This window comes from Ruegeria arenilitoris (assembly GCF_013032445.1).
Taxonomy (GTDB): Bacteria; Pseudomonadota; Alphaproteobacteria; order Rhodobacterales; family Rhodobacteraceae; genus Ruegeria; species Ruegeria arenilitoris_F.
Genome location: NZ_WQCA01000005.1, coordinates 267,645 through 290,725, shown reverse-complemented (window position 1 = coordinate 290,725; position 23,081 = coordinate 267,645). Strand labels below are relative to the sequence as shown.

Sequence of the window (23,081 nt, the reverse complement as noted above, 5' to 3'; positions counted from 1 at the left end):
CGATGTTCTCTGCCCTGTTCATCAGCCGGCCAAAGCTGGCGCTTGTCATTTCGCTGGTCCTGACCATCATGGGCATGATTGGCTATCTGGTTTTGCCGGTCGCCCAATTCCCTGACATCACGCCGCCGGTGGTCAGTGTGACCACGACCTATACCGGTGCCAATGCCGAAACCGTAGAAAACACCGTTGCCGCGCCGATCGAGGCGCAGGTGAACGGTGTGGACGACATGATCTACATGACGTCCACGTCTTCGGATAATGGTTCTTATTCTCTGAACATCACTTTTGAGGTGGGAACCGACCCCGACATCGCGTCGGTCAACGTACAAAACCGCGTGGCACAGGCGATGTCGTCGTTGCCAACTGAGGTGACCTCTTCGGGCGTGGTCACGCAGAAAGCTTCGACCAACATGCTGTTGCTGGTCACTCTGACCTCGCCCAACGGCACCTATGACAGTGTGTTTTTGTCGAACTATGCTTCGATCAACCTCAAAGACGCGCTGGCGCGTGTTCAGGGTGTGGGCCGGGCGGACGTTCTGACCAATCTGGAATACGCCATGCGGATCTGGATGGATCCGGACAAGATGGCTGCATTGTCGATCACTCCGGGCGACGTAATCAGCGCCATCCGCGAGCAGAACGTCGAAGTCTCAGCCGGATCCATCGGCTCTCCTCCAGTACCGGAGGGGCAGACATTTCAGTACACGATTAAGACCAAAGGGCGCCTGACCTCAGCCGCAGAGTTCGGTGAAATTGTCATCCGAACTGGTGACGCCGGTTCGATCGTTCGGGTTAAAGATATCGCGCGAGTCGAGCTGGGAGCGCAGTTCTATTCGGCCTCGGGTTATTTTCAAGCAGTTCCAGCGACTGTTATTGGAATCTATCAGGCCCCTGGGGCCAACGCTCTGGCCGTGTCAGAAAGGGTACAGGCCGAGCTTGATCGCCTGTCCCGATCCTTCCCGACGGATGTGGAATATCAGGTGCCGTTCAACACCACTGATTTTGTGGAGCAATCTCTGAGCGACGTGGTTTCAACCCTGATCCTGACGTTCATTCTGGTGATCTCGGTCGTGTTCGTGTTTCTGGGTAGTTGGCGGGCCACGATCATTCCCGCCGTCGCGATCCCCGTGTCACTGATCGGCACTTTCGCTTTTTTGCTGGCATTCGGTATGTCATTGAACACGATCTCTCTATTCGCGCTAGTTCTGGCCATCGGGATCGTGGTGGATGACGCCATCGTCGTGGTCGAAAACGTTGAACGGATTATCGCTGAAGAAGGGTTGCCGCCTGCTGAGGCGACCCGAAAGGCAATGGGGCAAATCACCGGGCCGGTGATTGCAACCACGCTGGTTTTGCTGGCGGTTTTCGTACCCGTGACCTTTATGCCGGGTATTTCAGGGCGACTTTATTCGCAGTTCGCCGTGACAATCTCAACCGCTGTTGTGATCTCTTCGATCAACGCCCTGACCTTGTCGCCTGCGCTTTGCGGATTGGTGCTGAAAGCCCGGTCCGGTCCGCCCAAGGGGCTGTTGGCCTTGTTTGAAGGCTTCATCGGAACCGTGCGCGGCGGCTATGTCGCGATCGTTCGCAAGCTGCTGATCATGCCGGTGATTGCCCTTGGTGTCATCGTTGCTCTTGCGATGGGAACCGGTACGATCATGTCCAACACGTCCAGCGGCTTTATCCCGCTGGAAGACAACGGCTATCTCTTCGTTGACATTCAGTTGCCGGACGCCGCGACATTGGAGCGAACGGAAACCGTCTCGGCTCGCCTGGATGATCAAATTCGTGAGATTCCCGGTGTCGCCAGCACCGTTTTGGTCAACGGTTTCTCGTTGCTGAACGGAACTACCACCAACGGTGCAGCCATCTTTGTGAACCTCACCAACTGGGATGAACGGCAGGACGACGACCTGAGCGCCGACGCAATTCTGGCCAAAGTTCTGGCGATCGCAAACGGTGAATCCGCCGCTTCAATCGTGGCTTTCAACCCACCGCCCATTCAGGGTCTTGGCATGTCGGCCGGCGTTGAAATGGAGGTCCAGCAAACCGGGGGCGGCACGCCGCAGGATCTGGCCTCGGCAGTTGGGTCGTTTGTCTATGCGGCCAACCAGAGACCCGAGATTGGTCAGGCCTACACGACCTTCCGCGCAAACGTGCCGCAGCTGTTTGTTGATCTGGATCGGGAAAAAGCCAAGACGCTGCAAGTGTCCGTGGCCGAAGTGTTCCAGACCATGCAAGCGCAATTGGGATCCTACTACGTGAACGACTTCAACCTGTTCGGCCGCGTTTATCGCGTGATGATTCAGGCTGACGGCACCTATCGGGACAATGTCGAGGATATCTCGAACCTCTATGTCCGTTCGCAAAAGGGTGAGATGGTTCCTCTGGGTACGCTCATTGATGTTGAGAACGTGCTGGGTCCGGTCCTGCTGAAACGTCACAACCTGTTCCGCTCTGCGACCGTGACGGCGGTTCCAGCTCCGGGGCTTTCCACCGGCGATGCGATCAACGTAATGACCGAGGAATCGGCCACCGCCCTGCCCCCCGGTTATGCGTTTGAGTGGACAGGGACAGCGCAGCAACAACTTGCGTCTGGCAGCTTGGTGATCGTCATTCTGGGTCTGGCCATCCTGTTCGGATATCTATTTCTAGTCGGGCAATACGAAAGCTGGACGATGCCAGTTTCGATCCTGCTATCGGTGATTGTCGCCCTTTTCGGAGCGGTGGCCGCCGTGGCCATCGTGGGCAGTGACATCAACCTCTACACGCAGATCGGGATGATCATGCTTGTGGGCCTAGCGTCGAAGAACGGCATTCTCATCGTTGAATTCGCAATGGAACAGCGGGCCAATGGCCTGTCGATCAAAGATGCCGCCGCCGAGGCCGCATTCCAGCGTTTCCGCGCCGTGATGATGACCGCTCTGTCCTTCCTATTGGGTGTTGTACCTTTGTTGGCTGCGAGTGGCGCAGGTGCCGCCAGCCAAAAAGCCATTGGTGTTGCCGTGTTTGGCGGCATGCTGGCGGCCACACTGGTCGGGGTTATTCTGGTACCGGTTCTTTACGCGCTGATGCAAAGCCTCAGGGAATGGATCAAAGGTACTAAGAACGATCCCGAGCCCTCTGATGAAACGGCGTAAAACAAGGGAAACCCTAAAAGAACAGCTCTAACTTTGCTGTCTTTCGGGCTGTTTCCGTTAAAAAGCTCTGTCATTTCAACACGATTGCCTGAGCTGTCGCCCTGATCTTCTTTGGATGTCGAGGTCTTGCCTGCCGCTTCAGCCCGTTGCAGGCATGGTCAGCTTGAGCTTTGCTATTTTGCGGAGTTTTTTGAGCGGTAGCGGCGAGAGTGAACTCGTCTTGAACACCGCATGGTCCGCGTGGTCGGAGCCGGGTCAGATATTTGTGCGATATCCAACTTGGGGCGTTCCGCTTTGGATCAGAATACGTGCGCCAAGTGTGCCGCATCTCCTTCCCCTCGGGACAGATATACCGGGCGTTCTCATCATCCCATGTGAGGTCGGATCGTGAGAAGGTTCCTTCAGACTGTACTCCTTTGTCGAAGACAGGGATGAAAGGGAGGAGCTGGCGTTTCAGAGCCAGCGAGAACTCATAAAACAAAGCCGCTTGTACTTCCTACCCTGGCTCCAGCTTCGTAAGTCATTCAACCTGTTGGAGGAATTGAATCAGCGACCTACCCCTCAATCAGGCAAGAGTTGTTCAACAGAATCAGCCCGAAAGTGACACCAGCTTTGGTACTCTTCGGCAGGTGGCTATTTCTCAGTACAATACCGTCGGTCAATTGATAGGAGGCCGTGGGTTTCATTCCAGAACAGGCATTCTACGCACCTTGCGAACAGAATGTCAGGCGCGCATCTTGCAAAACACCAATGAGCCCCTGAAGCAGTGGTGTCATCGCCTTCACCCCAGACATGAACTCAACGTCAACACGTCCTTGAGCAAGACCCGCGCCCAACTCACGCGCTGACCTTTTCGGTAGCGGCGAATAGGTTGTTCGGTCGGCGCTGACTGCTGCGAGCGGAATGCCGCTCTATATCTTTGAGTTACCCAATCAGAACCATCCAATCGTGGTGTAGGCAGCCGTGACAAATAAGGGAATAGAGCTTCAAACACTCAGTCAGTAAGCCACTCACGCGAAAAAAACCGGGCTTATCACCAATGTACTTGCCAACAGCGACCCGCTCCGAACGCCCGAAACAGTGAATACCGCGCCCTGATCGGGCCATACCTCAAACCAGTTTGTCTGTATTGGTTGAGGTTCAACTTCAGGGGCGCAGCCCGCAACGAGAACCTTGGATCAATGCCTGAGCAAATACACGCCGCCGGTGCAGCAGGTTTCCGCTACGTAAACATAGCACCCCTTTGCGATCAACTAAATTTGCTCTACGCCCTAAGTACCGTTTTGATAGGGGTCAAAATGAAGTTCAGCGTGTTGGAAATTTGTTGCATCTTGCTTGCAAGCGCAGTGGCTGTGGCCGGATTCGTCGAGGCCGCAAACGCATTGATTTCGGCAATCTGAAATAGGGTCCGGCTGAACAGTGTCAGGTTCCAATCACTTTGTTACTCTGGCTGCTAATTCCTCCTGTGTAGTCTCTAATTCCGCACAACACTTGTCCGTCATTTATGCAGTATGGGCGGTTTGAGACAGAAAACGCGGAATTCTGTCTCAACAGATTAGACGCCTGGTCACAGCGACCGAAACATTTGTTCAATTCTGATATGCACGGCAAATGAACTAGCGAGTGCTTGCACGGAAATTCGCAGCACTGTTTCACTGCTACCAGAATTGTTCATCTTGAGGGAACCTGCCTGCATCTAAACATAGCACTGAGACTCACAGGCTTCACAGATCGATAGAACTATGTCTATGCGGCGGCAGATTGGGAGCTACGCTGCGACATCCACTCCTGGATTCGGTCAACCTGTTGTTTGCTCAACCGGAGGCCCAACTTATTCCGGCGCCAGACAACATCTTCGGCCTTGCGCGCGTATTCCTTGTCCATCAACCACTCCAGTTCCCGAGCGGTCAGAGTTGCCCCAAAATCTTCGCCTAAGTCCTCGGACGTTTCAGCATTTCCTAGAAGAGCACGGGCTTCGGTACCATAAGCCCGGACAAGGCGTTCGGCCCAGGCACGATTCAAAAACCCAAAATCAGCTTCAAGCCCAGCCACAAGGTCCTGTACGCCATCCACAGGGAAATCTCCGCCGGGCAAGGCAACGCCCGCAGTCCAGGGGCCTGGCAAGTCCGGGAAATACTCCGCTACTTTTTCCAGGGCACTCTCTGCCAATCGCCGGTACGTCGTGATCTTTCCGCCAAAGACGTTCAACACAGGCGCCCCGCCCTGCGCGTCCACTTTCAGTGTATAATCCCGCGTGGCCGCAGTCGCACTACTAGCGCCGTCATCGTACAGAGGACGCACGCCGGAATAAGTCCAAATGATATCGTCGCGAGTGATTGCCTCTTTGAAGTACTTCGTGGCAAAGGCGCAAAGATACTCCTGCTCGGCCTCAGTACAGACCGGAGGTTCGGAAGGGTTCGAATGATCCTGATCCGTCGTCCCGATCAAAGTGAAATCCCGCTCGTAAGGAATTGCGAAAATGATGCGGCCATCCTCGCCCTGAAAGAAATAGCACTTGTCGTGGTCGAACAACCGGCGAGTCACGATGTGGCTGCCGCGCACCAGCCGGACACCTTCGCGAGAGTTCACGCGGATTTTTGTCTGAATGATATCGCCGACCCACGGTCCGCCGGCATTGATAAGCATCTTGGCCCGGACGACACGCGTCTCGTCGCTATTACAATCCCGGATCGTCACTTCCCACAGATCATTCACACGTTCCGCAGAAAGGACCTCGGTACGGACCATGATCTGTGCCCCGCGCGCCTCGGCATCGCGGGCGTTGAGGACGACCAGACGCGAATCTTCGATCCAGCAGTCAGAATACTCATAGGCCGTTTCAAACTTTTCCTGCAGTGGCCGCCCCTCGGGTGCGGTTTTAAGATCCAGTGAGTCCGTGCCCGGAAGGATTTTACGCCCACCCAAGTGGTCGTACATGAACAGTCCCAGCCGGATCAACCACGCCGGACGACGCCCCTTCATCCAGGGCATGACTGTGCTCAGCAGGCGCGAGGTCGGGGTTTCCGAGTCAAACCGCATATCCTGGTGATACGGCAGCACAAACCGCATCGGCCAACTGATATGCGGCATTGCGCGCAACAGGGTTTCGCGTTCGATCAGCGCCTCACGCACAAGGCGAAACTCAAAATACTCCAGATACCGCAATCCGCCGTGAAACAGCTTGGTCGAGGCCGAAGACGTCGCCGAAGCCAGATCGTTCATCTCAGCCAATGTCACCGACAGCCCACGCCCCGCCGTGTCGCGTGCGATGCCGCACCCGTTGATGCCGCCGCCGATGATGAAAAGATCAGAGACCTGATCCTGTGCCTGTTTCATATCCGGATGATTCCCCATTGGTGGAAACGCGCGCTCATTAACCTTAGAGATCCTCGTTTCGTCAATGTTTGTTTTCGTTTATGTTCGTTTTGTCACATCATGTGCCAATAATTGGTTCCTCAGAGTTTCGTCTGTTGAGAAATTCGGAAAACAGAACAAAAACGAACCAACCCAATTCGGAGCCAAACGTGTCCTTATCTTTTCGCCAGTCAGACATCTTGAACATCGCCAGACAGGACGGCCGCGTGATGGTTGATGATCTCGCCGCGCGGTTCGAGGTCACAGTTCAGACCATTCGCCGTGACCTGTCGGAATTAGCCGATATGGGGAAACTGGACCGTGTGCATGGCGGGGCGGTCCTGCGGTCAGGCGTTTCGAACATCGGGTACGAAGACCGTCGCGCCCTGAACGCCGACACCAAGGCGCGTATAGCCCAACACTGCGCGCAGGATATCCCGGACGGGGCGTCCGTGTTCCTGAACATCGGCACCTCGACCGAGGCCGTTGCCCAGCAATTGCTGGACCACAAGGATCTGATGGTTGTGACCAACAACATGAACGTCGCAAACATCCTGGTCGACAACCCAAATTGTCAGATCGTTGTAGCCGGTGGTGTGTTGCGCCGCTCGGACGGAGGGCTGATCGGTAACTTGACAATCGCAACCATCGAACAGTTCAAATTCGACTATGCGATTATTGGGTGTTCGGCTCTAGATGCTCAGGGGGATCTTCTGGATTTCGACTTTCAGGAAGTGCGGGTCAGCCAGACCATCATCGCGCAGGCGCGCAGGACCTGCCTTGTGGCCGATCAGTCCAAATTCCAGCGCACCGCGCCGGCGCGAATTGCCTCACTGTCAGAGGTGGACGTGTTCTATACCGACCACGCCTTGCAAAACGATCTGGCCCGCAAATGCAAGGAATGGCAGACGCAGGTAAAGCTATGCGGTTGACGTTAAGTAATTCTCACTAAAGGTGAATCCCGGGCACTGGTTCTTGCCAGATGGGTCATCGCCTGACACACTCACTAGTATTGCAATCGTCGCACGGGAGGGGAGATCCGGGCCATGATAGCGCTTTTGTTTGCGTTACTTACAGCCACCATGGGGCTGAACTATTTCAATCGCACGACAGCCGCCAATGTACTGTTCTTTTTCACGCTGGCGTTGAGTGTGTACTGGCTGAAATTCCACGCCACCAGCCAACTGACAATCCAGTTGTAGGAGAGCCGTGATGACACCCGAACTCTCTCGCACTCTGAATGCGATCGGCATGCTGGCCGTCAGCCTCGTGCTGTTGCTAGCCTATGTCTATCAGTTGAAACTCTACGAACTGCCCTGCCCTCTTTGTCTGTTACAGCGTGTCGGTTTTGTGGCAGTCGGTGTAGGGCTCGGCCTGAATCTGCTGCACGGCGCGCGCCCTCAACACTATGCCATCATGTTATTAGCGGCGTTGTTTGGTGGCAGTGTCGCCGTACGCCAGATCCTGCTGCATATCGTGCCGGGCACCGGGCATTACGGCTCGCCCGTTCTGGGTTTGCACTACTACACTTGGGCTGCGATCTGCTTTTTCCTGATCTTGCTGGGCACTGCGGTCATGCTGATGTTTGACCGCCAATATGACAGCGAGCCCAAGCCTCGCTTCGGCGGCAGTACACTGGCAAAAACCGCGTTTTTCATCATGCTTGGCTTGGCGGCGCTGAATGCAGTCTCAACTTTGATCGAATGCGGGCCGGGAATCTGCGCGGACCCACCCACAAGCTACAAATTGATTGACGAAGTGGGTGGCAACGGCTGAGGATGGGGCAACCTTCCCAATAAGGAGGCACGAGCATGGGATTTCTGGGACAGCCGCTTGGCTATTACGACTATCTGACATTCGTGGCACTGATCTTACTGCTTGCGGCGGTGATGGCGTTATTTCTGTTCCTCATGGGGCTACCGGGACGGATTGCGATCAAGCGCAACCATCCCCATGCCGAAGCCGTAAAGATCATGGGCTGGATGGGATTTCTGGCCGTTGTCCCTTGGGTTCATGCCTTCATGTGGGCGTTCCATGATGGCGTCACGGTCGATATTCGCCGTACTCCGGACGATGAAAAAGATGCTATTCGAAAAGAAATCAAGCGGTTGGGCGGAAAAGTGAACGAGGAATACCGCGACCCGCTGGACCCGGACGAAACCCAGAAGAGCTAAGGCCAAAGGAATTTTCAGACTATGTTCGTCGCCCTCGGCATTACGCTGTTCTACATCATTTTCGTCTGGTTCATTTTCTTCAAGGTCCGATGGCTGAAATTCAACATCACTTGGGGGATCGTCACCTTTTGGATCGGCGCACACCTGTTACTGGTGTTTCTGGTTGCGCTGCGGTTCTTTCAACCCTTCTCGGTTGACAGTCACGTTGTCCGCTCGACCATTCAGATCGTACCACGCCTAACTGAACCGACCATTCTGACCGAGGTGCTGGTCGAACCGAATATCGAGGTCAAGAAAGGTGATCCTCTTTATCGCTTTGACGACACCGTTTTCTCGCTGGAGGTCGAAGAGGCCACCGCGCAGTTGGTCGCAGCCGAACAGAACGCCAAGATTCTGGAACAGGATGTGATCGTTGCGGCCGAGAATGTTGAACGCGCAAACGCTCAACTAGCCTACGCGCTAACGCAACAGGCCCGTTATGAAAATCTTGTACCTGCAGGTGGCGCGCGTCAGGACGAACTGGATCGATGGAACGAACAAGTCACTGAGGATCAGGCGCAAATCAAGGAAGCCGAGGCCAATCTGGAAAAGGCGCAGCTGGCGTTGGATTCTCAGATTGACGGGGTGAACACGGGCATCCTTCAGGCGCAGGCGCAGTTGGAGAAAGCCCAGTACTTCCTCGATAATACAACGATTTACGCGCCCGAAGACGGCATGATCGTGTCACAGCAAGCGCGTCCGGGTCTGGTTGTGGGTGACATTCGCCTCGGGGCAATCGCCAGCTTTGTCACCAAGGACAACCCCTACATTCTGGCCACCTATCGCCAGCAGAACCTGAAATTCGTCGAAGTTGGTCAACCAGTTGAGGTCGCACTTGATCTCTATCCCGGTGAAATCCTGACCGGCAAGGTCGAGGCGATCTGGTGGGCAACCCGTCAAGGTCAGTACCTGCCCTCGGGCCGTCTACCCGGCTTTGAACTGCCCAAACTGCCGGGGCGCATTGCGGTGCAGATCTCGGTCGATATTCCGGATGGTCACACCTTCCCTGCCGGTGGGCATGGGGCGGTGGCGATTTACACAGGACAGGGCAAAAGCTTTGAGTTCCTGCGGCGCATCAATATCCGCCTTTACTCCTTCGCCAACTTTATCCGGCCATTGGATATCTAAGGACGCATGACATGACCCGGTCCAGACTATACCGCAGACTGATGGGCACCGCCCTGAGCGCAGCACTGCTGGTGAGTTGCGCGCCGGTCGGCCCCGATTTTGTACGCCCAAACTCTCCGGTCGTGAAGGAATGGATCGAGGTTAACAGCCCCAGCACCGGCCCCAGCGGCCTGACTTCGCGCAGTGCACCGGTGGTGAAATGGTGGGAGACGTTCAACGACCCCACCCTGAACAAACTGATCGCTGAGGCCTATGCCCAGAACCTTGATCTGCAGGTGGCCGGAGCCCGTGTTCTGCAAGCCCGCGCGCAGCTTGGGATCGCATTCGGAGAGTTGTATCCGCAATCGCAGGCCATCGGAGGGTCGATTGAGCGGCGACAGATCAGCGAAAACTTGGGGCCGATTTCAGATATCAACCGGATCATTCCTTTGGATACCGAATTTTCGACCTCGCAAGTTGGGTTCGATGCGCAGTGGGAGTTGGACGTATGGGGCCAGCAACGCCGCGGCGTTCAGGCAGCCCGCTCCAATCTGGCCCTTCAAGTGGCGAATTACGACGACGCGTTGGTGACCCTGACCGGGGATGTGGCCGCGCTTTATGTGAACATCCGTGCCTTGCAGGAGTCTCTGGCCGTTGCGCGAGAGAACATCCGTCTGCAACAAGACTCCGCCGACCTAACCGAACTACGTTTCAACAACGGCGTGACGACCGAGTTGGACGTGCAGGAGTCCACCGCTCTGCTGAACAACACCAAAGCTTTGGTGCCCGAGATTGAAAGCGACATTCAGCAAGCCAAGAATGCGCTGGCCGTTTTGCTGGGGCAACCGCCCTCCCGTCTGACCAGCCTGTTGGGCAATTCGGGACGCATCCCATCGGCTCGCTCCAACGTGGCTGTTGGTGTTCCGGCCGAATTGTTGCGCCGTCGCCCGGATGTTCGCGCGGCCGAGCTGGCAGCGGCCACGCAATCAGCTCAGGTCGGAATTGCGATGGCCGATCTCTATCCGCAATTCATTCTGTCGGGGTCCATCGGCCTTCAAGCCTCAGGCGGGCGGGACTTGTTTTCCTCGGCCAGTTCCACCGGGCTGGCCAATGCCGGAGTGGTCTGGAACGTGCTGAACTATGGGCGGATCAAGAACAACGTTCGTGCGCAGGACGCGGCTTATCAGGCGCTGATCGCGAATTATCAGAACACCGTCCTGACTGCCTATTCCGAGGTCGAAAGCGCGATGGTCGCCTATGCCCAGTCGCGCAAACAGGTCGGGTTTTATGAAAATAGCGTAGCAGCATCTCGCAAAGCAGCCGAGATCGCGGTGGATCAGTATCGCGACGGCATCGCCGACTATTCCCGGATCCTGAACACACAGACCGCGCTACTGCGGTCGCAGGCCAATCTGATTGAGGCGCGGCAGCAGGTGTCCAGTAATCTGGTGGCGGTTTACAAAGGTCTGGGCGGTGGCTGGCAAATCCGCCAAAATCAGGAATTCCTCCCCGAAACCGTTCTGGCCGAGATGGCCTATCGAACCGACTGGGGCGATCTGCTGCAGGAAACTCCGACCCGCGCCAGCCTGAACTGAGGGCTATTTCGTCAGCCCGCGCAACCCGCCGGAGATCAGGACATTCACTTCGTAGAGGATACGTGGCGCGGCCAAGCCACCAGGGCTGGCCAGATAATTCGGGCTCCACTCCGGATCGAATTTCTGCTTGAACGACCGCAGCCCTTCGAAGTGATAGAACTGCTCTCCATGCTCATAAACAAACCCGCCGACGCGGTTCCAGAATGAGGCCAGCTCCCGGTTCTCAATCCCTGAAAACGGCGCAGCGCCCAACGAGAACCAATGGAATCCCTGCTCTGCACCCCACGACATCATCTCGGCAAACAAGGCGTCCATGATGAAGTTCGAGCCGTCCGGCTCATACCGCATCAGGTCCAGTGACAGTTCGGATTTGTTTCCGCCCTGAAACAGATTGGCAAAGGCGACAATCTGGCCTGTGTCGCCTTTCCTCAGAACGGCATGATCGAAGTAAGACAGATACTTCTCGTCAAACCCGCCGAGGGCGAACCCCTTCTCCTCGCCTGCTTTTTGCTGAAGCCAGTCATCGGAGATTTTGCGCAGTTCAGGTAAGACCGGTGCCAGCTCTTCTTTCGGAATGACCTCAAACACGTACCCTTCGCGTTCCGCCCTGTTCTTTGCCTGCCGGAACCGCTTGCGGGACTTGCCATCCAAAGAGAAGTCTTTAAGCGGTACCCTTGCAACTTCACCGATTTTCAGGATCGACAAGCCAAGATCGAGAAAAGTCGGCAGGTACTTTATAGACACGCTGTAAAATGCACACAGCTTGCCTTCGCGGTCCGCCATTTCGCGCAGTTGCCAAATCAGTTGCTGACCAGCCTTTTCGTCTCCGACCGGTTCTCCCTTGGTGATCAGCGCGTTGCCGGTATCTGCATAGGCCAGAAACGCGCTTTCATCCGGTGCGATCAGGAATTGCTTGTCACCCGTCAGCGAAATCTGTGCCTCGGTATCTTCGCTTTCCAATGCAAGACGCTCGACCGCAGGCGGAATCTCAGTTCGCTGCAATTGCGGAATTTCCCGCCCGAACAGCGAATTCACGGCCACGACACCCAGGATGACCGCCACCACAAGGCTCGATCGCAAAAAGCGTGAGGCGTCGCCGTTCCACGCGAACTCCCACCACAGTGCATTCTGATATTCGACGTGGGAATAGGCGAACAGACCGATCCAGAAGATAACCGCCAGCAAGGCGAAAACACTGACCAGCCACGGGATGTTCAGGCGAAAGATCGACGCGCCACTGACGCGGTAGAACGCCCCACGGAACGTGGCAAGTACAGCGATTGAAGCCAACATGCCGATGGCTTCATGCGTATCCAACCCCTTGGTCAGTGAGGCGACGAAACCGGCCACCATCAGCAGCATCGCGACGATCCACGCGCGGTAGAGCTTGCGGAACAACCCCCGCGACACAAGGATCAACAGCACGCCAACCGCGCTGCCTGCCAGATGCGAGGCCTCGACAAACGACAGAGGCAGGAAGTCCCGAAGCATGCCAAGGTTCTGCGAACCTGTCGGCAAAGCGCCCGAGACCAGCAAGATGATCCCCGCGACAGCGGTCACACCCGCGGCCACCATTGGAACAATTGGGCGGATCGCGCGGTATACCCAAGTGGCCGCGCCGCTGATGTGATGCCGATGCGTAAGGGCCGAGGCCACCGCAATCGACAGGCTGGCGATAACGAACGGCAGGAAAGTGTAGACCAGCCGATACAACAACAAAGCCGCAATCACGTCCGACCGGCCCGAAGCACCCAGTCCAGCGATCAACGTCGCCTCAAACGCACCGATCCCGCCCGGGGCATGGCTGACGATGCCAACTGCAATCGCTCCGATATAGATCGTGAAGAAATACGGATAACCGACCCCAAGGTCATCGGGCATCAGTGTATAGAGCACCATCGAGGCGCCAAACAGATCCCCGATCGCGGCAAGAGTCAGCAAGCCAGCCAGCTTGCCGTCGGGCAGGTTGAATCCTAACCCGCCATAGGCCAGCCTTCTCCCTCCTCTAGCGAGCCAGAGAAACAGACCGACAAGTGCCGCCAACAGACACAGACCGATGACTGTTTCGGTAGTGTCACTGATGGGCAGTACGTTGGATATCCCGTCTGGATGTAGGGTCAGCAGTATGCCCAGCAACAAAACCAGCCCTGACCAGAACGCTATCCACGAGGTCGCGATAACACCCGCGACCCGGCTCAGGTCCAGTCCAAGCGAGGCATAGATGCGGTACCGGATCGCCGTGCCGGTGATGTAAGAAAACCCAAGGCAGTTGGACACGGCATAACCGCTGGCCCCGGCCATCCCTGCGACCGGCAATGGCACCTCTCCATCCGCCACGCTTTGCACCGCGAACACGTCGTACATGGACAGGGATAAAAAGCTGAAACAGGTCCAGCAGAACGCGACGAACATCAGCTTCCACGACGTATTCGCCACATCCGTCTGCACATCCCCCCATTTCACGTGGTGAGACAACTCATGCAGTACCACCAGCGCGATCAGGGTGACCAAAATTGGCACGGCAATCCTGACCAGAGGTTTTTCGAGAAACCCGGTGACCCGCTCGGCCAAGCGTACAGCCCAAAGCTCTTTGTCTGTCTCTTGTGTGGACATGGTATTTCCCTGCTCTGAGGTTCTGCAATGATCCCGCGCGCGGATGGATCGCGCGAGGAAACTCTTGCACATTTTCCTTGAACCTCAAAGCACTATGGGTGGGTCAGACGCGGCCCTTACGCGTAGACAGCAACAGGTTGGTCTCGGACTTGGTGATCCCCTCCATCCGCCGGATCTGGAACAAGACCTCGTCCAGTTCAGCCAGCGTCTCGGTTCCGATTTCGGCGATCAAGTCCCAGCTGCCGTTGGTCGTATGTACAGCACGGACCTGACGCAGGGCGGCGATGCGGGCCATCGTGCGTTCGGTTCCGCGGCCTTCAATCTCCAGCATCATCAAGCCGCGCACCGGGCTTTCCGCCACGTCCTGCCGGGTCAGGACGGTAAAGCCTACGATCTCGCCTGATTGCTTTAGGCGCTGCAGCCGACTGCGTACTGTCGTGCGGGTAACCCCCAAGGTTTCGGCCAACTCGGACAGCGATGCCCGAGCGTCCCGGTGCAGGGCATTCAACAGCCTGCTATCCAAATCGTCCATGATGGTTTCTCATTTTGCATATCTGAGTTTCATTTTGAACAATTTGCCATCTTCCCGCAACCCGGCCCGCAGCCCTACATAGTCATATGGACAACAAACACGTAATATTGGTCGGCGCGCCGATGGACGCGGGCAAGCGACGTCAGGGCTGCCGGATGGGGCCGGACGCCTATCGCGTGGCGGGTCTGGATCAGGCATTGTCCGATCTGGGGCATCAGGTGACCGACCTTGGTGACATCAACCCTGACGAGACAGACACCCCCGAACACACACATCTTTTTGCCCTGCCCGAGGTGATCGGCTGGACCCGTGCACTGAGCCGAACGGCGGTGGATACAGCCCCGAAAGGCCTGCCAATCTTCATGGGCGGCGATCACGCTCTGTCAATGGGCACCGTCGCTGGTATGGCCTCCCATGCCAAACAAATCGGACGGCCTCTGTTTGTACTCTGGCTGGATGCCCATAGCGACTTTCATACGCCCGACAGTACCGACAGCGGCAACCTGCATGGCACACCTGTGGCGTATTTCACCGGCCAGTCGGGCTTTGACACCTTTCCGCCTGTCCCCGCCCCTGTGCCGACCGACCGCGTCGGTATGATCGGCCTGCGCTCGGTCGACCCCGCCGAACGCGCTCGACTGGAACAGGATCATGCGATGCTGGCGGATATGCGCAGCATTGATGAGCATGGGATCAAGGCACCCCTGATGGCGTTTCTGGATCGCGTTCGGGCGGCCAACGGCATCCTGCATGTCTCACTGGACGTCGATTTTCTTGATCCCTCAATCGCCCCCGCCGTCGGCACCACTGTTCCCGGCGGCGCAACTGAACGCGAGGCACATCTGGTGATGGAACTGCTGCACGAAAGCGGTCTCGTTTGTTCGCTGGATCTGGTCGAGTTGAACCCGTTTCTGGACGAACGCGGGCGCACCGCAAAACTGATGGTCGATCTGGCGGCTTCACTAATGGGCCGCCGCATCTTTGACCGCCCAACCCGGAGTTTCTGATGCAGTCTCTGCAAGCCCCTTCAGCCGTCGTGATGATCCGGCCTCATGCGTTTACTTCAAACCCCGAGACACACGGCGACAATGCGTTTCAAACTCTCGCCATGCACGCGGCACCCTCTGTCGCGGCACGCGCGGAACATGACACGGCGGTCGCTCAGCTGCGCGACGCCGGAGTAAGGGTTCACGTCTTCGACGATCACGGCGACCTGGACACGCCGGACAGCGTTTTCCCGAACAACTGGTTCTCGACCCATCCTGGTGGGCACGTGGCGATCTATCCGATGTATGTTCCGTCGCGCAGACGCGAACGCCGCGCGGATGTAATTGAAGTGTTGAAACAAGAATACCGCGTTCAGGACGTGATCGATTATTCCGGGCTGGAACAGGATAAGCTGGCGCTGGAAGGCACTGGCGCGATGGTCTTGGATCACATCGGTCGCGTGGCCTACACCGTGAAATCCAACCGTGCCGACCCTGTGTTACTGGAGCGGTTCTGTACCCATTTCAACTATGAACCCATCGTGTTCGAGGCGAAGGATGCAGAGGGGCGCAACGTCTATCACACCAACGTTCTGATGGGCATCGGCACCAACTACACGCTGATCTGTCTGGACATGATCACCGACCCGGAACGGCGCACGACGGTCAAGGCGCGGCTTGAGGAAAGCGGTCGCACGGTCATTGATCTGAGCCACGAACAGATCGCCGAGTTCGCCGGAAACGCCATCGAACTCAGCGGTCGTGACGGTCTGGTGCTGGCGCTGTCCAGCCGGGCGCTTGCCGCGCTTACACCTGAACAAATCGCCACGATCGAGGCCAGCGCCACGCCGCTGCCGCTCTCGGTTCCTACAATTGAAACTGCCGGTGGATCCGTGCGCTGCATGATTGCAGGCATCCACTTGTCCCGCCGATAGGAGACCCCGATGCAACCTTCTGACAAGGCTCTCGTGCCCTTCGTGTCCGTCGACAACATGATGCGTCTGGTGCATCACGTCGGGGTCGAGCGGATGATCACTCAGATCGCGGCCCAGATCGAATCCGATTTCAAACGCTGGGAGAGCTTCGACAAAACCCCGCGCATCCCGGCCCATTCGCCGCATGGTGTGATTGAGCTGATGCCGACCTCGGACGGAGAGGCTTACGGGTTCAAATACGTCAATGGCCATCCCAAGAACACGTCTGAGGGGTTACAGACAGTCACCGCCTTTGGCCTGCTGGCAGACGTTTACACCGGATACCCCACCCTGCTGACCGAGATGACAATGCTGACCGCGCTACGCACCGCGGCAACCTCGGCACTGGTCGGCAGCTATCTGGCGCCGAAATCATCCTCGGTCATGGCCATGATCGGCAATGGTGCACAGTCAGAGTTCCAATGCCTGGCCTTCAAGGCGATGTGCGGGATCACCACCGTGCGCCTCTATGACACTGACAGCAACGCGACCAGGAAATGCGCCGCCAACCTGCAAGGGACTGGCCTGACGGTCGTGCCTTGCAGCACCCCTGAAGAGGCTATCGAAGGCGCGCATATCATCACTACCTGCACGGCCGATAAGAAATACGCGACGATCTTAACCGACAACATGGTTGGCCCCGGTGTGCACATCAATGCCATCGGCGGCGATTGCCCGGGCAAGACAGAACTGCACCGCGATATCCTTCTGCGCTCGGACATCTTTGTCGAATACCCCGAACAAACGCGGATCGAAGGCGAGATCCAGGCGCTGGATGACGATCACCCAGTTACTGAGATGTGGCAGGTCATGACCGGCCAAGTCGAGGGTCGCCGCGACGATCGGCAGATCACTCTGTTCGACAGCGTCGGCTTCGCGATCGAGGATTTTTCGGCACTGCGCTACATCAAGTCTGCAATCGAAGACACTGACTTCTTTGAACCTTTGGACATGTTGGCCGATCCGGATGACCCGCGTGATTTGTATGGGATGCTGATGCGGGCAAGCTGAAGAACCCGCAAATGGCTGTACCTCGCCCCCGGTTAACCCCGGGGGCTTTTTCTATCCGGCCAAGGAGGGAAGGTAGAGAACAATGCCCGGGAACGCCACAAGCAGAGCAATGGTGACGCCGTCCGCGATGAAAAACGGGGTCACGCCTTTGAATACGTCCTGCACGCTCAGGTCCGGGCGAACGCCTGCGACCACAAAGCAGTTCAGGCCGATGGGTGGCGTGATCAGACAGAACTCGGCCATTTTGACGACCAGTATCCCGAACCAGATCGCGCACATCGGGCCGGACATACCAAAGGTGCTTTCTGCCGCGCTCACCGCCTCCCCTCCGTTCAGGGCCATCACCGCCGGATAGACCACAGGTAATGTCAGCAGCAGCATTCCGATGGCGTCCATGAACATGCCCAGTACGGCATAAGCCAGAAGTATGCAGATCAGGATCAGCATCGGCGACATTTCCAATGAGGTGATCCAGTCCGAAAACGCCCCCGGCAGGTCTGCAAATCCCAAAAACCGCACATAGATCAGCACGCCCCAGATGATCGAGAAGATCATTGCTGTCAGCTTGGCGGTTTCCAACAACGCCGATTTCAATTCGGTCCATCGCATCCCGTGGAATAGGGCAAAGCAGAAGACTATAAAGGCTCCGATGGCGCCACCTTCGGTCGGCGTACCCCAGGCCCTTTCGCCGAACGGGTTATAGACAAAGCAGATGATGATCAGGATCACGGCCACGATTGGAAAGGCCCCGGGTAACGAGGCAAAGCGCTGTTTCCATGTGAATCCCTTGACCGGGGGACCAACGTTTTTGAAGAACACCGCGATACCGACAATCAGTAACCCATAGATCACTGCCGAAAATGCACCCGGAATGAAACCGGCCAACAGCAGCTTGCCCACATCCTGTTCAACGATGATGGCATAGATCACAAGGATCGCCGAGGGGGGGATCAGCGAGGCCAGTGTCCCCCCGGCAGCAACGACCCCGGCGGCGAATTGTTTATTGTAGCCAACCTTCAGCATCTCAGGGATGGCGATGCGGGCGAAAACGGCAGATGTGGCGACCGACGCGCCTGATACAGCCGCAAACCCGGCGGTGGCAAATACTGTAGAGACCGCCAACCCGCCCGGCACCCACGCCACCCAGCGTTTGGCAGCCTCAAACAAGGCACGGGTCAGGCCTGCGTAATAGGCCAGATAACCAATCAGAATAAAGGTCGGGATCAGGCTGAGTGTATGGGCGGCCACTTTTGAATGCGGCACCTGACCGGCCGTTTTGACAGCAACCGTCAGTGCTTTGCCAAACCGGTCAGGGTCGTACCCAAACTTGGCCCAAAATATCCAGACCAGTCCCACCAGTCCCGCAAGACCCGCTGCAAAAGCCACGCGCATGCCCGTGACCACCAGAACCAGCAGGCCAGCAGTGACCCACAGACCAATGTCTATCGTGTCCATGTGCGCTAGTCCTGCCCTTCAAATTGCTCGGCTTCAGCAGCAGCTTGCGCCGCAGCGTCCTGGATCAAAGGCACAGCCACAGGATGCTCCAACCCCAGCACGAATGCGCGGCCATAGCCCCAGATCTGCAGCACCAGCCGTACGCACAGCACTGAAAACGCCACTGGCGCCAGCAGCTTGGCTGGCCAGAGTGGGATTCCGATGTCAATGGAACTGTCCCGGCTCCATAGCGGAGCGCCAAAGTCGAAGGAGCGGTCGAAATGGGACCAGCTGCCCCAGACCAGCGCCAGCATCAGCACAAGGATCAGGACGACCGAGATCAGCTCGAAAAGCCACAGCGCCCGACCATGCAGGCGTGAAATGACAATGTCCATCCGGATGTGGCCGCCCTCGCGTTGCACATAAGAAATGCCCAGAAAGGCGATCAAAGGCATGGCTTGTTCGATCCAGTCCACATAGCCCGGCAACGGCGCGTTGATCGCGTTGCGCCCACTAACCGAAACCACGGCCAACACCATCAGCCCGAATACGGCCAGACCGCTGATCAGGGCCAGAAACTGCTCTAACTTCAATAGATGACAGTCCAGCCGACTAAGACGGCTGCCGTCCTCAAGCACCGTGGCCTGTCCTGCCATTCCGGTGTTCCCCTGTTTTGGTATTGGTGTCCGGGTGCCCGGTCAGGCACCCGGATAGGACAATCAGTTGCCGCCGCGCTGCTGTTTCAGCGTTGTTTGAACCAGATCGTAGAGGTCCTGAGCCGGAAGACCCTGAGCCGACATGTCCGCAATCCACTGTTCGCGGATCGGATCGGCGGCCTTGGTGCGGAACTCTTCGATCACCGCATCGTCGATCTCGACCTTCTGGACGCCCTTTTCGTCCAGAACGCTGTCCCATTTCTCAAGCAACCCGCCGTAATTGGCGAGGTAGTGATCTATCGCTTCGCTGATCGAACTGTTCAACGCTTCGCGATGTTCGGCGGGCAGCGCATCATAGGCTTCGATATTGACCACAACCGGACAGTTGACGGTGCCGGGGTTCAGGTTGGCGGTCCACCAGTCGGCCTCGTTGATAGTGCCAAAGGAAAGGTGGGCGTGCTGGGCGAAGGCAACCGTATCGACAACTCCGGACTCCATCGCATTGAACGCTTCGGTAGCGGGAACCGAGGTCGGCACCCCTCCGACCGCTTCGAACGCCTGGCCCAAACCGCCGGTCGCGCGGACGCGCATCCCATCGAACTCGGCCAGTTCATCGCGCGGTTCACCCGTACCAACGATATTGTACTGGGGCATGGGCGAGGTCATGATGATGCGCGCGTTCCACTGCGCCATCTCATCCTTGACCGCCGGGTGATCATAGACGGCATGGCTGACTGCCACCTCTTCTTCAAGAGTATTCACACCCAGAAACGGCAGTTCCAGCACGGTGATCGCGCGGTTCTTGTCGCGGTGATAGCCGGCACAGAACTGGGCCATCTCAAAGGCGCCGATCTCAATCCCGTCCAGATTTTCCTTGGGTTTGGACAGGCCGCCATAGCTAACATTGATTGTAAACTCACCACCGGTCTTTTCGCTGACCAATTCGGCGAGTTTTTCAACATGTTCGGTAAAGGCGCGTCGTTTACCCCAGACAGACGCATTCCATTCGGTTGCTGCGGCCTCTGACACAAATGCAACACCCAAGGCGGCGACGGCAGCGCCGCTCAATATCTTTCTCATCTTGATTTCTCCCTTTGCTGCGCTTCTTGCTCAAGCGCTTGAGATTCAAGCTAGCGCCAACATTAGAATGTGCCAACCCCGGACGGACCGTCGCACCGGCGTACGCAAGCGCTAACAACCAATAGGTGAATTCCCTGTGCGGAAACTTGTAAAAGCAGATGGCTAAGGGGCGGTTAGTTTATGTGACTTATAACAGACTGTTATTAATATACTTTTTAAAATTGTTTTCACATATGTTTACAAATATGCGAAGTTCATTGAAATTTATTTACAAACAAATGCTGAGATTTCGGTAATTTATTTCATTGTTTTCAGTTCTCCGTATTATCCGTGTCAGGGAGGAAACGGATCGACAGCGCTCGTAACACGGGCAAATATCGGTCCAGAAAATTCAGTCCAGAGGGAGGAGCCTCAAGATGACAACCGCTACCCAGGCAGATGCCAAAGTATATCCGCCGTCCGCCGAAACCGTTGCGCGTGCACATGTCGATGCCGATAAGTACAACGAAATGTACAAGGCCTCGATTGAAGATCCCGACGCGTTCTGGGGTGAACAAGGTAAGCGTATCGACTGGATCAAGCCTTTTACCCAGGTCAAGGATGTCAGCTATGACTTCGGTTCAGTTAACATCAATTGGTATGCCGATGGGACACTGAACGTTTCCGCCAACTGCTTGGATCGTCACCTGAAAACACGCGGCGATCAGACCGCCATCATCTGGGAGCCAGATGATCCAAAAGACGAAGCCCAGTACATCACTTACGCGGAACTACACCGTCGTACCTGCCGGATGGCCAACATCCTGGAATCGATGGGTGTACGCAAAGGTGACCGTGTCGTTATCTACCTGCCGATGATCCCCGAGGCGGCCTATGCGATGCTGGCCTGTGCCCGTATTGGTGCAATCCACTCAATCGTGTTTGCTGGTTTCTCTCCTGACGCTCTGGCCGCGCGCGTAAACGGCAGCGACGCCAAAGTTATCATTACCGCCGACGAAGCTCCTCGTGGCGGCCGTAAGACACCGCTGAAGTCGAACGCGGATGCGGCACTGTTGCACTGTAAAGACACGGTGAAGTGTCTGGTCGTCAAACGGACGGGCGGTCAAACCACCTGGGTTGCCGGCCGGGATTTCGACTATAACGAAATGGCGCTGGAAGCGGATGACTATTGCGCACCCGCCGAGATGAACGCCGAAGACCCGCTGTTCATCCTCTATACCTCGGGTTCGACTGGTCAGCCAAAAGGAGTTGTCCACTCAACCGGCGGCTACTTAGTTTATGCTGCGCTGACCCATGAAGTTACTTTCGATTACCATGAAGGTGACGTGTACTGGTGCACTGCGGATGTGGGCTGGGTCACCGGTCACAGCTATATCGTCTACGGCCCACTGGCCAATGGCGCGACCTCGGTGATGTTCGAGGGTGTTCCGACATATCCGGACGCAGGTCGTTTTTGGGAAGTCTGTGCCAAGCACAAGGTCAACCAATTCTACACTGCTCCAACCGCGATTCGCGCCCTGATGGGTCAGGGCAACGAGATTGTCGAAAAGCACGACCTCAGCGACCTGCGCACACTGGGCACCGTGGGCGAACCGATCAACCCCGAAGCCTGGAACTGGTACAACGAGGTCATCGGTAAAGGCAAATGCCCAATCGTTGACACCTGGTGGCAAACCGAAACCGGCGGTCACCTGATGACCCCCCTGCCCGGCGCACACGCTATGAAACCCGGTGCGGCCATGAAGCCTTTCTTTGGCATCGAGCCGGTGGTTCTTGATCCTCAGTCGGGTGTCGAAATCAACGGCAACGGTGTCGAAGGTGTTCTGTGCATCAAGGATAGCTGGCCCGGTCAGATGCGCACCGTTTGGGGCGATCATGAACGGTTCGAGAAAACCTATTTCTCGGATTACAAAGGCTACTACTTCACCGGTGACGGTTGCCGTCGCGACGATGATGGTGATTACTGGATCACCGGTCGTGTCGATGACGTGATCAACGTCTCAGGTCACCGCATGGGCACCGCTGAGGTCGAAAGCGCTCTGGTGGCGCACGCAGCAGTAGCTGAAGCTGCCGTGGTGGGTTATCCTCACGAAATCAAAGGCCAAGGCATCTATTGCTACGTCACTCTAATGAACGACCGCGAGCCCAGCGATGAGTTGCTGAAAGAGCTGCGCACCTGGGTCCGGACCGAGATCGGTCCGATCGCTTCGCCGGATGTGATCCAATGGGCCCCCGGCCTACCCAAGACCCGTTCGGGCAAGATCATGCGCCGTATCCTGCGCAAGATCGCCGAGAACGACTTTGGCTCGCTGGGTGACACCTCGACCCTGGCCGATCCGTCGGTGGTCGATGACCTGATCACAAACCGCGCGAACAAGTGAGTGAG

General features: G+C 56.8%; 17 protein-coding genes and 1 pseudogene. 11 read left to right on the top strand and 7 right to left on the bottom strand.

Annotation, left to right across the window (positions count from 1 at the left end; translation table 11 throughout):
- The first annotated feature begins 2 nt into the window (after window positions 1–2).
- Window positions 3–3,140 (top strand): efflux RND transporter permease subunit, encoded by a 3,138-nt coding sequence (locus GOW98_RS09265; protein WP_170331258.1) that lies wholly within the window; start codon window positions 3–5, stop codon window positions 3,138–3,140.
- Window positions 3,141–3,278: 138 nt separating this feature from the next.
- Here the strand turns inward: GOW98_RS09265 and GOW98_RS26465 are convergent.
- A pseudogene (locus GOW98_RS26465) lies at window positions 3,279–3,603 on the bottom strand (hypothetical protein); the annotation flags it as partial.
- A gap of 1,283 nt (window positions 3,604–4,886) precedes the next feature.
- Window positions 4,887–6,476: a glycerol-3-phosphate dehydrogenase gene (glpD, locus tag GOW98_RS09260; RefSeq protein WP_170331256.1), complete on the bottom strand. Its 1,590-nt coding sequence runs from the start codon at window positions 6,474–6,476 to the stop codon at window positions 4,887–4,889.
- A 188-nt stretch (window positions 6,477–6,664) separates the two neighbouring features.
- Here glpD and GOW98_RS09255 point away from each other — a divergent pair, with 188 nt between their 5' ends.
- The 6 genes from GOW98_RS09255 to GOW98_RS09230 all read left to right on the top strand — a co-directional run bounded on the left by GOW98_RS09255 (window position 6,665) and on the right by GOW98_RS09230 (window position 11,409).
- Entirely contained in the window at window positions 6,665–7,426 is a 762-nt protein-coding gene (locus GOW98_RS09255) for a DeoR/GlpR family DNA-binding transcription regulator (RefSeq protein WP_170331254.1), read from the top strand.
- A gap of 114 nt (window positions 7,427–7,540) precedes the next feature.
- Window positions 7,541–7,696, top strand: a complete 156-nt coding sequence (locus GOW98_RS09250; RefSeq protein WP_170331252.1) for a DUF5993 family protein — start codon at window positions 7,541–7,543, stop codon at window positions 7,694–7,696.
- A gap of 10 nt (window positions 7,697–7,706) precedes the next feature.
- Window positions 7,707–8,270, top strand: coding sequence for a disulfide bond formation protein B (locus GOW98_RS09245; protein WP_170331250.1), 564 nt, complete (start codon window positions 7,707–7,709; stop codon window positions 8,268–8,270).
- A gap of 35 nt (window positions 8,271–8,305) precedes the next feature.
- On the top strand, window positions 8,306–8,668 hold the full coding sequence (locus GOW98_RS09240; RefSeq protein ID WP_170331247.1) for a DUF3302 domain-containing protein: 363 nt from the start codon (window positions 8,306–8,308) through the stop codon (window positions 8,666–8,668).
- Between the two features lie 21 nt (window positions 8,669–8,689).
- A complete protein-coding gene (locus GOW98_RS09235; protein WP_170331245.1) occupies window positions 8,690–9,835 on the top strand; it encodes an HlyD family secretion protein in 1,146 nt (381 codons plus the stop codon).
- A gap of 11 nt (window positions 9,836–9,846) precedes the next feature.
- A complete protein-coding gene (locus GOW98_RS09230; protein WP_170331243.1) occupies window positions 9,847–11,409 on the top strand; it encodes an efflux transporter outer membrane subunit in 1,563 nt (520 codons plus the stop codon).
- A 3-nt stretch (window positions 11,410–11,412) separates the two neighbouring features.
- Here the strand turns inward: GOW98_RS09230 and mprF are convergent, their stop codons facing one another.
- Both mprF and GOW98_RS09220 read right to left on the bottom strand, forming a co-directional pair.
- Window positions 11,413–14,022, bottom strand: coding sequence for a bifunctional lysylphosphatidylglycerol flippase/synthetase MprF (mprF, locus tag GOW98_RS09225; RefSeq protein WP_170331241.1), 2,610 nt, complete (start codon window positions 14,020–14,022; stop codon window positions 11,413–11,415).
- A 103-nt stretch (window positions 14,023–14,125) separates the two neighbouring features.
- Window positions 14,126–14,554 carry an Lrp/AsnC family transcriptional regulator gene (locus tag GOW98_RS09220; protein ID WP_170324645.1) on the bottom strand — a complete coding sequence of 143 codons (429 nt, stop codon included), beginning with the start codon at window positions 14,552–14,554 and terminating at the stop codon, window positions 14,126–14,128.
- A gap of 86 nt (window positions 14,555–14,640) precedes the next feature.
- Here GOW98_RS09220 and rocF point away from each other — a divergent pair, with 86 nt between their 5' ends.
- From rocF to GOW98_RS09205, 3 genes are read left to right on the top strand one after another with little or no spacing between them, the layout of a single operon-like run.
- The gene (gene rocF, locus GOW98_RS09215; RefSeq protein WP_170331239.1) at window positions 14,641–15,561 is read left to right on the top strand and encodes an arginase; all 921 of its coding nucleotides are present in this window, start codon (window positions 14,641–14,643) and stop codon (window positions 15,559–15,561) included.
- Window positions 15,561–16,475, top strand: coding sequence for a citrulline utilization hydrolase CtlX (gene ctlX / locus GOW98_RS09210; protein ID WP_170331237.1), 915 nt, complete (start codon window positions 15,561–15,563; stop codon window positions 16,473–16,475). Before rocF ends, ctlX begins: the two co-directional genes overlap by 1 nt.
- 9 nt (window positions 16,476–16,484) lie before the next feature.
- Window positions 16,485–17,525 carry an ornithine cyclodeaminase gene (locus tag GOW98_RS09205; RefSeq protein WP_170331235.1) on the top strand — a complete coding sequence of 347 codons (1,041 nt, stop codon included), beginning with the start codon at window positions 16,485–16,487 and terminating at the stop codon, window positions 17,523–17,525.
- A 51-nt stretch (window positions 17,526–17,576) separates the two neighbouring features.
- On the opposite strand, the gene GOW98_RS09200 is transcribed toward GOW98_RS09205, so the two are convergent.
- The 3 genes from GOW98_RS09200 to dctP form a co-directional block, all read right to left on the bottom strand.
- The gene (locus GOW98_RS09200; protein ID WP_170331233.1) at window positions 17,577–18,980 is read right to left on the bottom strand and encodes a TRAP transporter large permease; all 1,404 of its coding nucleotides are present in this window, start codon (window positions 18,978–18,980) and stop codon (window positions 17,577–17,579) included.
- Between the two features lie 5 nt (window positions 18,981–18,985).
- Entirely contained in the window at window positions 18,986–19,615 is a 630-nt protein-coding gene (locus GOW98_RS09195; RefSeq protein ID WP_170331231.1) for a TRAP transporter small permease subunit, read from the bottom strand.
- Window positions 19,616–19,678: 63 nt separating this feature from the next.
- Entirely contained in the window at window positions 19,679–20,695 is a 1,017-nt protein-coding gene (gene dctP, locus GOW98_RS09190) for a TRAP transporter substrate-binding protein DctP (protein WP_170331229.1), read from the bottom strand.
- 416 nt (window positions 20,696–21,111) lie between these two features.
- On the opposite strand from dctP, the gene acs reads away from it, so the two are divergent.
- Entirely contained in the window at window positions 21,112–23,076 is a 1,965-nt protein-coding gene (gene acs / locus GOW98_RS09185; RefSeq protein WP_170331227.1) for an acetate--CoA ligase, read from the top strand.
- Window positions 23,077–23,081: the final 5 nt, after the last annotated feature.

Excerpts from the sequence above, each read along its gene's own strand:
- GOW98_RS09265 (WP_170331258.1), top strand. The coding sequence starts at position 3 with ATGTTCTCTGCCCTGTTCATCAGCCGGCCAAAGCTGGCGCTTGTCATT.
- glpD (WP_170331256.1), bottom strand. The coding sequence starts at position 6,476 with ATGAAACAGGCACAGGATCAGGTCTCTGATCTTTTCATCATCGGCGGC.
- GOW98_RS09250 (WP_170331252.1), top strand. The coding sequence starts at position 7,541 with ATGATAGCGCTTTTGTTTGCGTTACTTACAGCCACCATGGGGCTGAAC.
- GOW98_RS09245 (WP_170331250.1), top strand. The coding sequence starts at position 7,707 with ATGACACCCGAACTCTCTCGCACTCTGAATGCGATCGGCATGCTGGCC.
- GOW98_RS09240 (WP_170331247.1), top strand. The coding sequence starts at position 8,306 with ATGGGATTTCTGGGACAGCCGCTTGGCTATTACGACTATCTGACATTC.
- GOW98_RS09235 (WP_170331245.1), top strand. The coding sequence starts at position 8,690 with ATGTTCGTCGCCCTCGGCATTACGCTGTTCTACATCATTTTCGTCTGG.
- GOW98_RS09230 (WP_170331243.1), top strand. The coding sequence starts at position 9,847 with ATGACCCGGTCCAGACTATACCGCAGACTGATGGGCACCGCCCTGAGC.
- mprF (WP_170331241.1), bottom strand. The coding sequence starts at position 14,022 with ATGTCCACACAAGAGACAGACAAAGAGCTTTGGGCTGTACGCTTGGCC.
- GOW98_RS09220 (WP_170324645.1), bottom strand. The coding sequence starts at position 14,554 with ATGGACGATTTGGATAGCAGGCTGTTGAATGCCCTGCACCGGGACGCT.
- rocF (WP_170331239.1), top strand. The coding sequence starts at position 14,641 with ATGGACAACAAACACGTAATATTGGTCGGCGCGCCGATGGACGCGGGC.
- ctlX (WP_170331237.1), top strand. The coding sequence starts at position 15,561 with ATGCAGTCTCTGCAAGCCCCTTCAGCCGTCGTGATGATCCGGCCTCAT.
- GOW98_RS09205 (WP_170331235.1), top strand. The coding sequence starts at position 16,485 with ATGCAACCTTCTGACAAGGCTCTCGTGCCCTTCGTGTCCGTCGACAAC.
- GOW98_RS09200 (WP_170331233.1), bottom strand. The coding sequence starts at position 18,980 with ATGGACACGATAGACATTGGTCTGTGGGTCACTGCTGGCCTGCTGGTT.
- GOW98_RS09195 (WP_170331231.1), bottom strand. The coding sequence starts at position 19,615 with ATGGCAGGACAGGCCACGGTGCTTGAGGACGGCAGCCGTCTTAGTCGG.
- dctP (WP_170331229.1), bottom strand. The coding sequence starts at position 20,695 with ATGAGAAAGATATTGAGCGGCGCTGCCGTCGCCGCCTTGGGTGTTGCA.
- acs (WP_170331227.1), top strand. The coding sequence starts at position 21,112 with ATGACAACCGCTACCCAGGCAGATGCCAAAGTATATCCGCCGTCCGCC.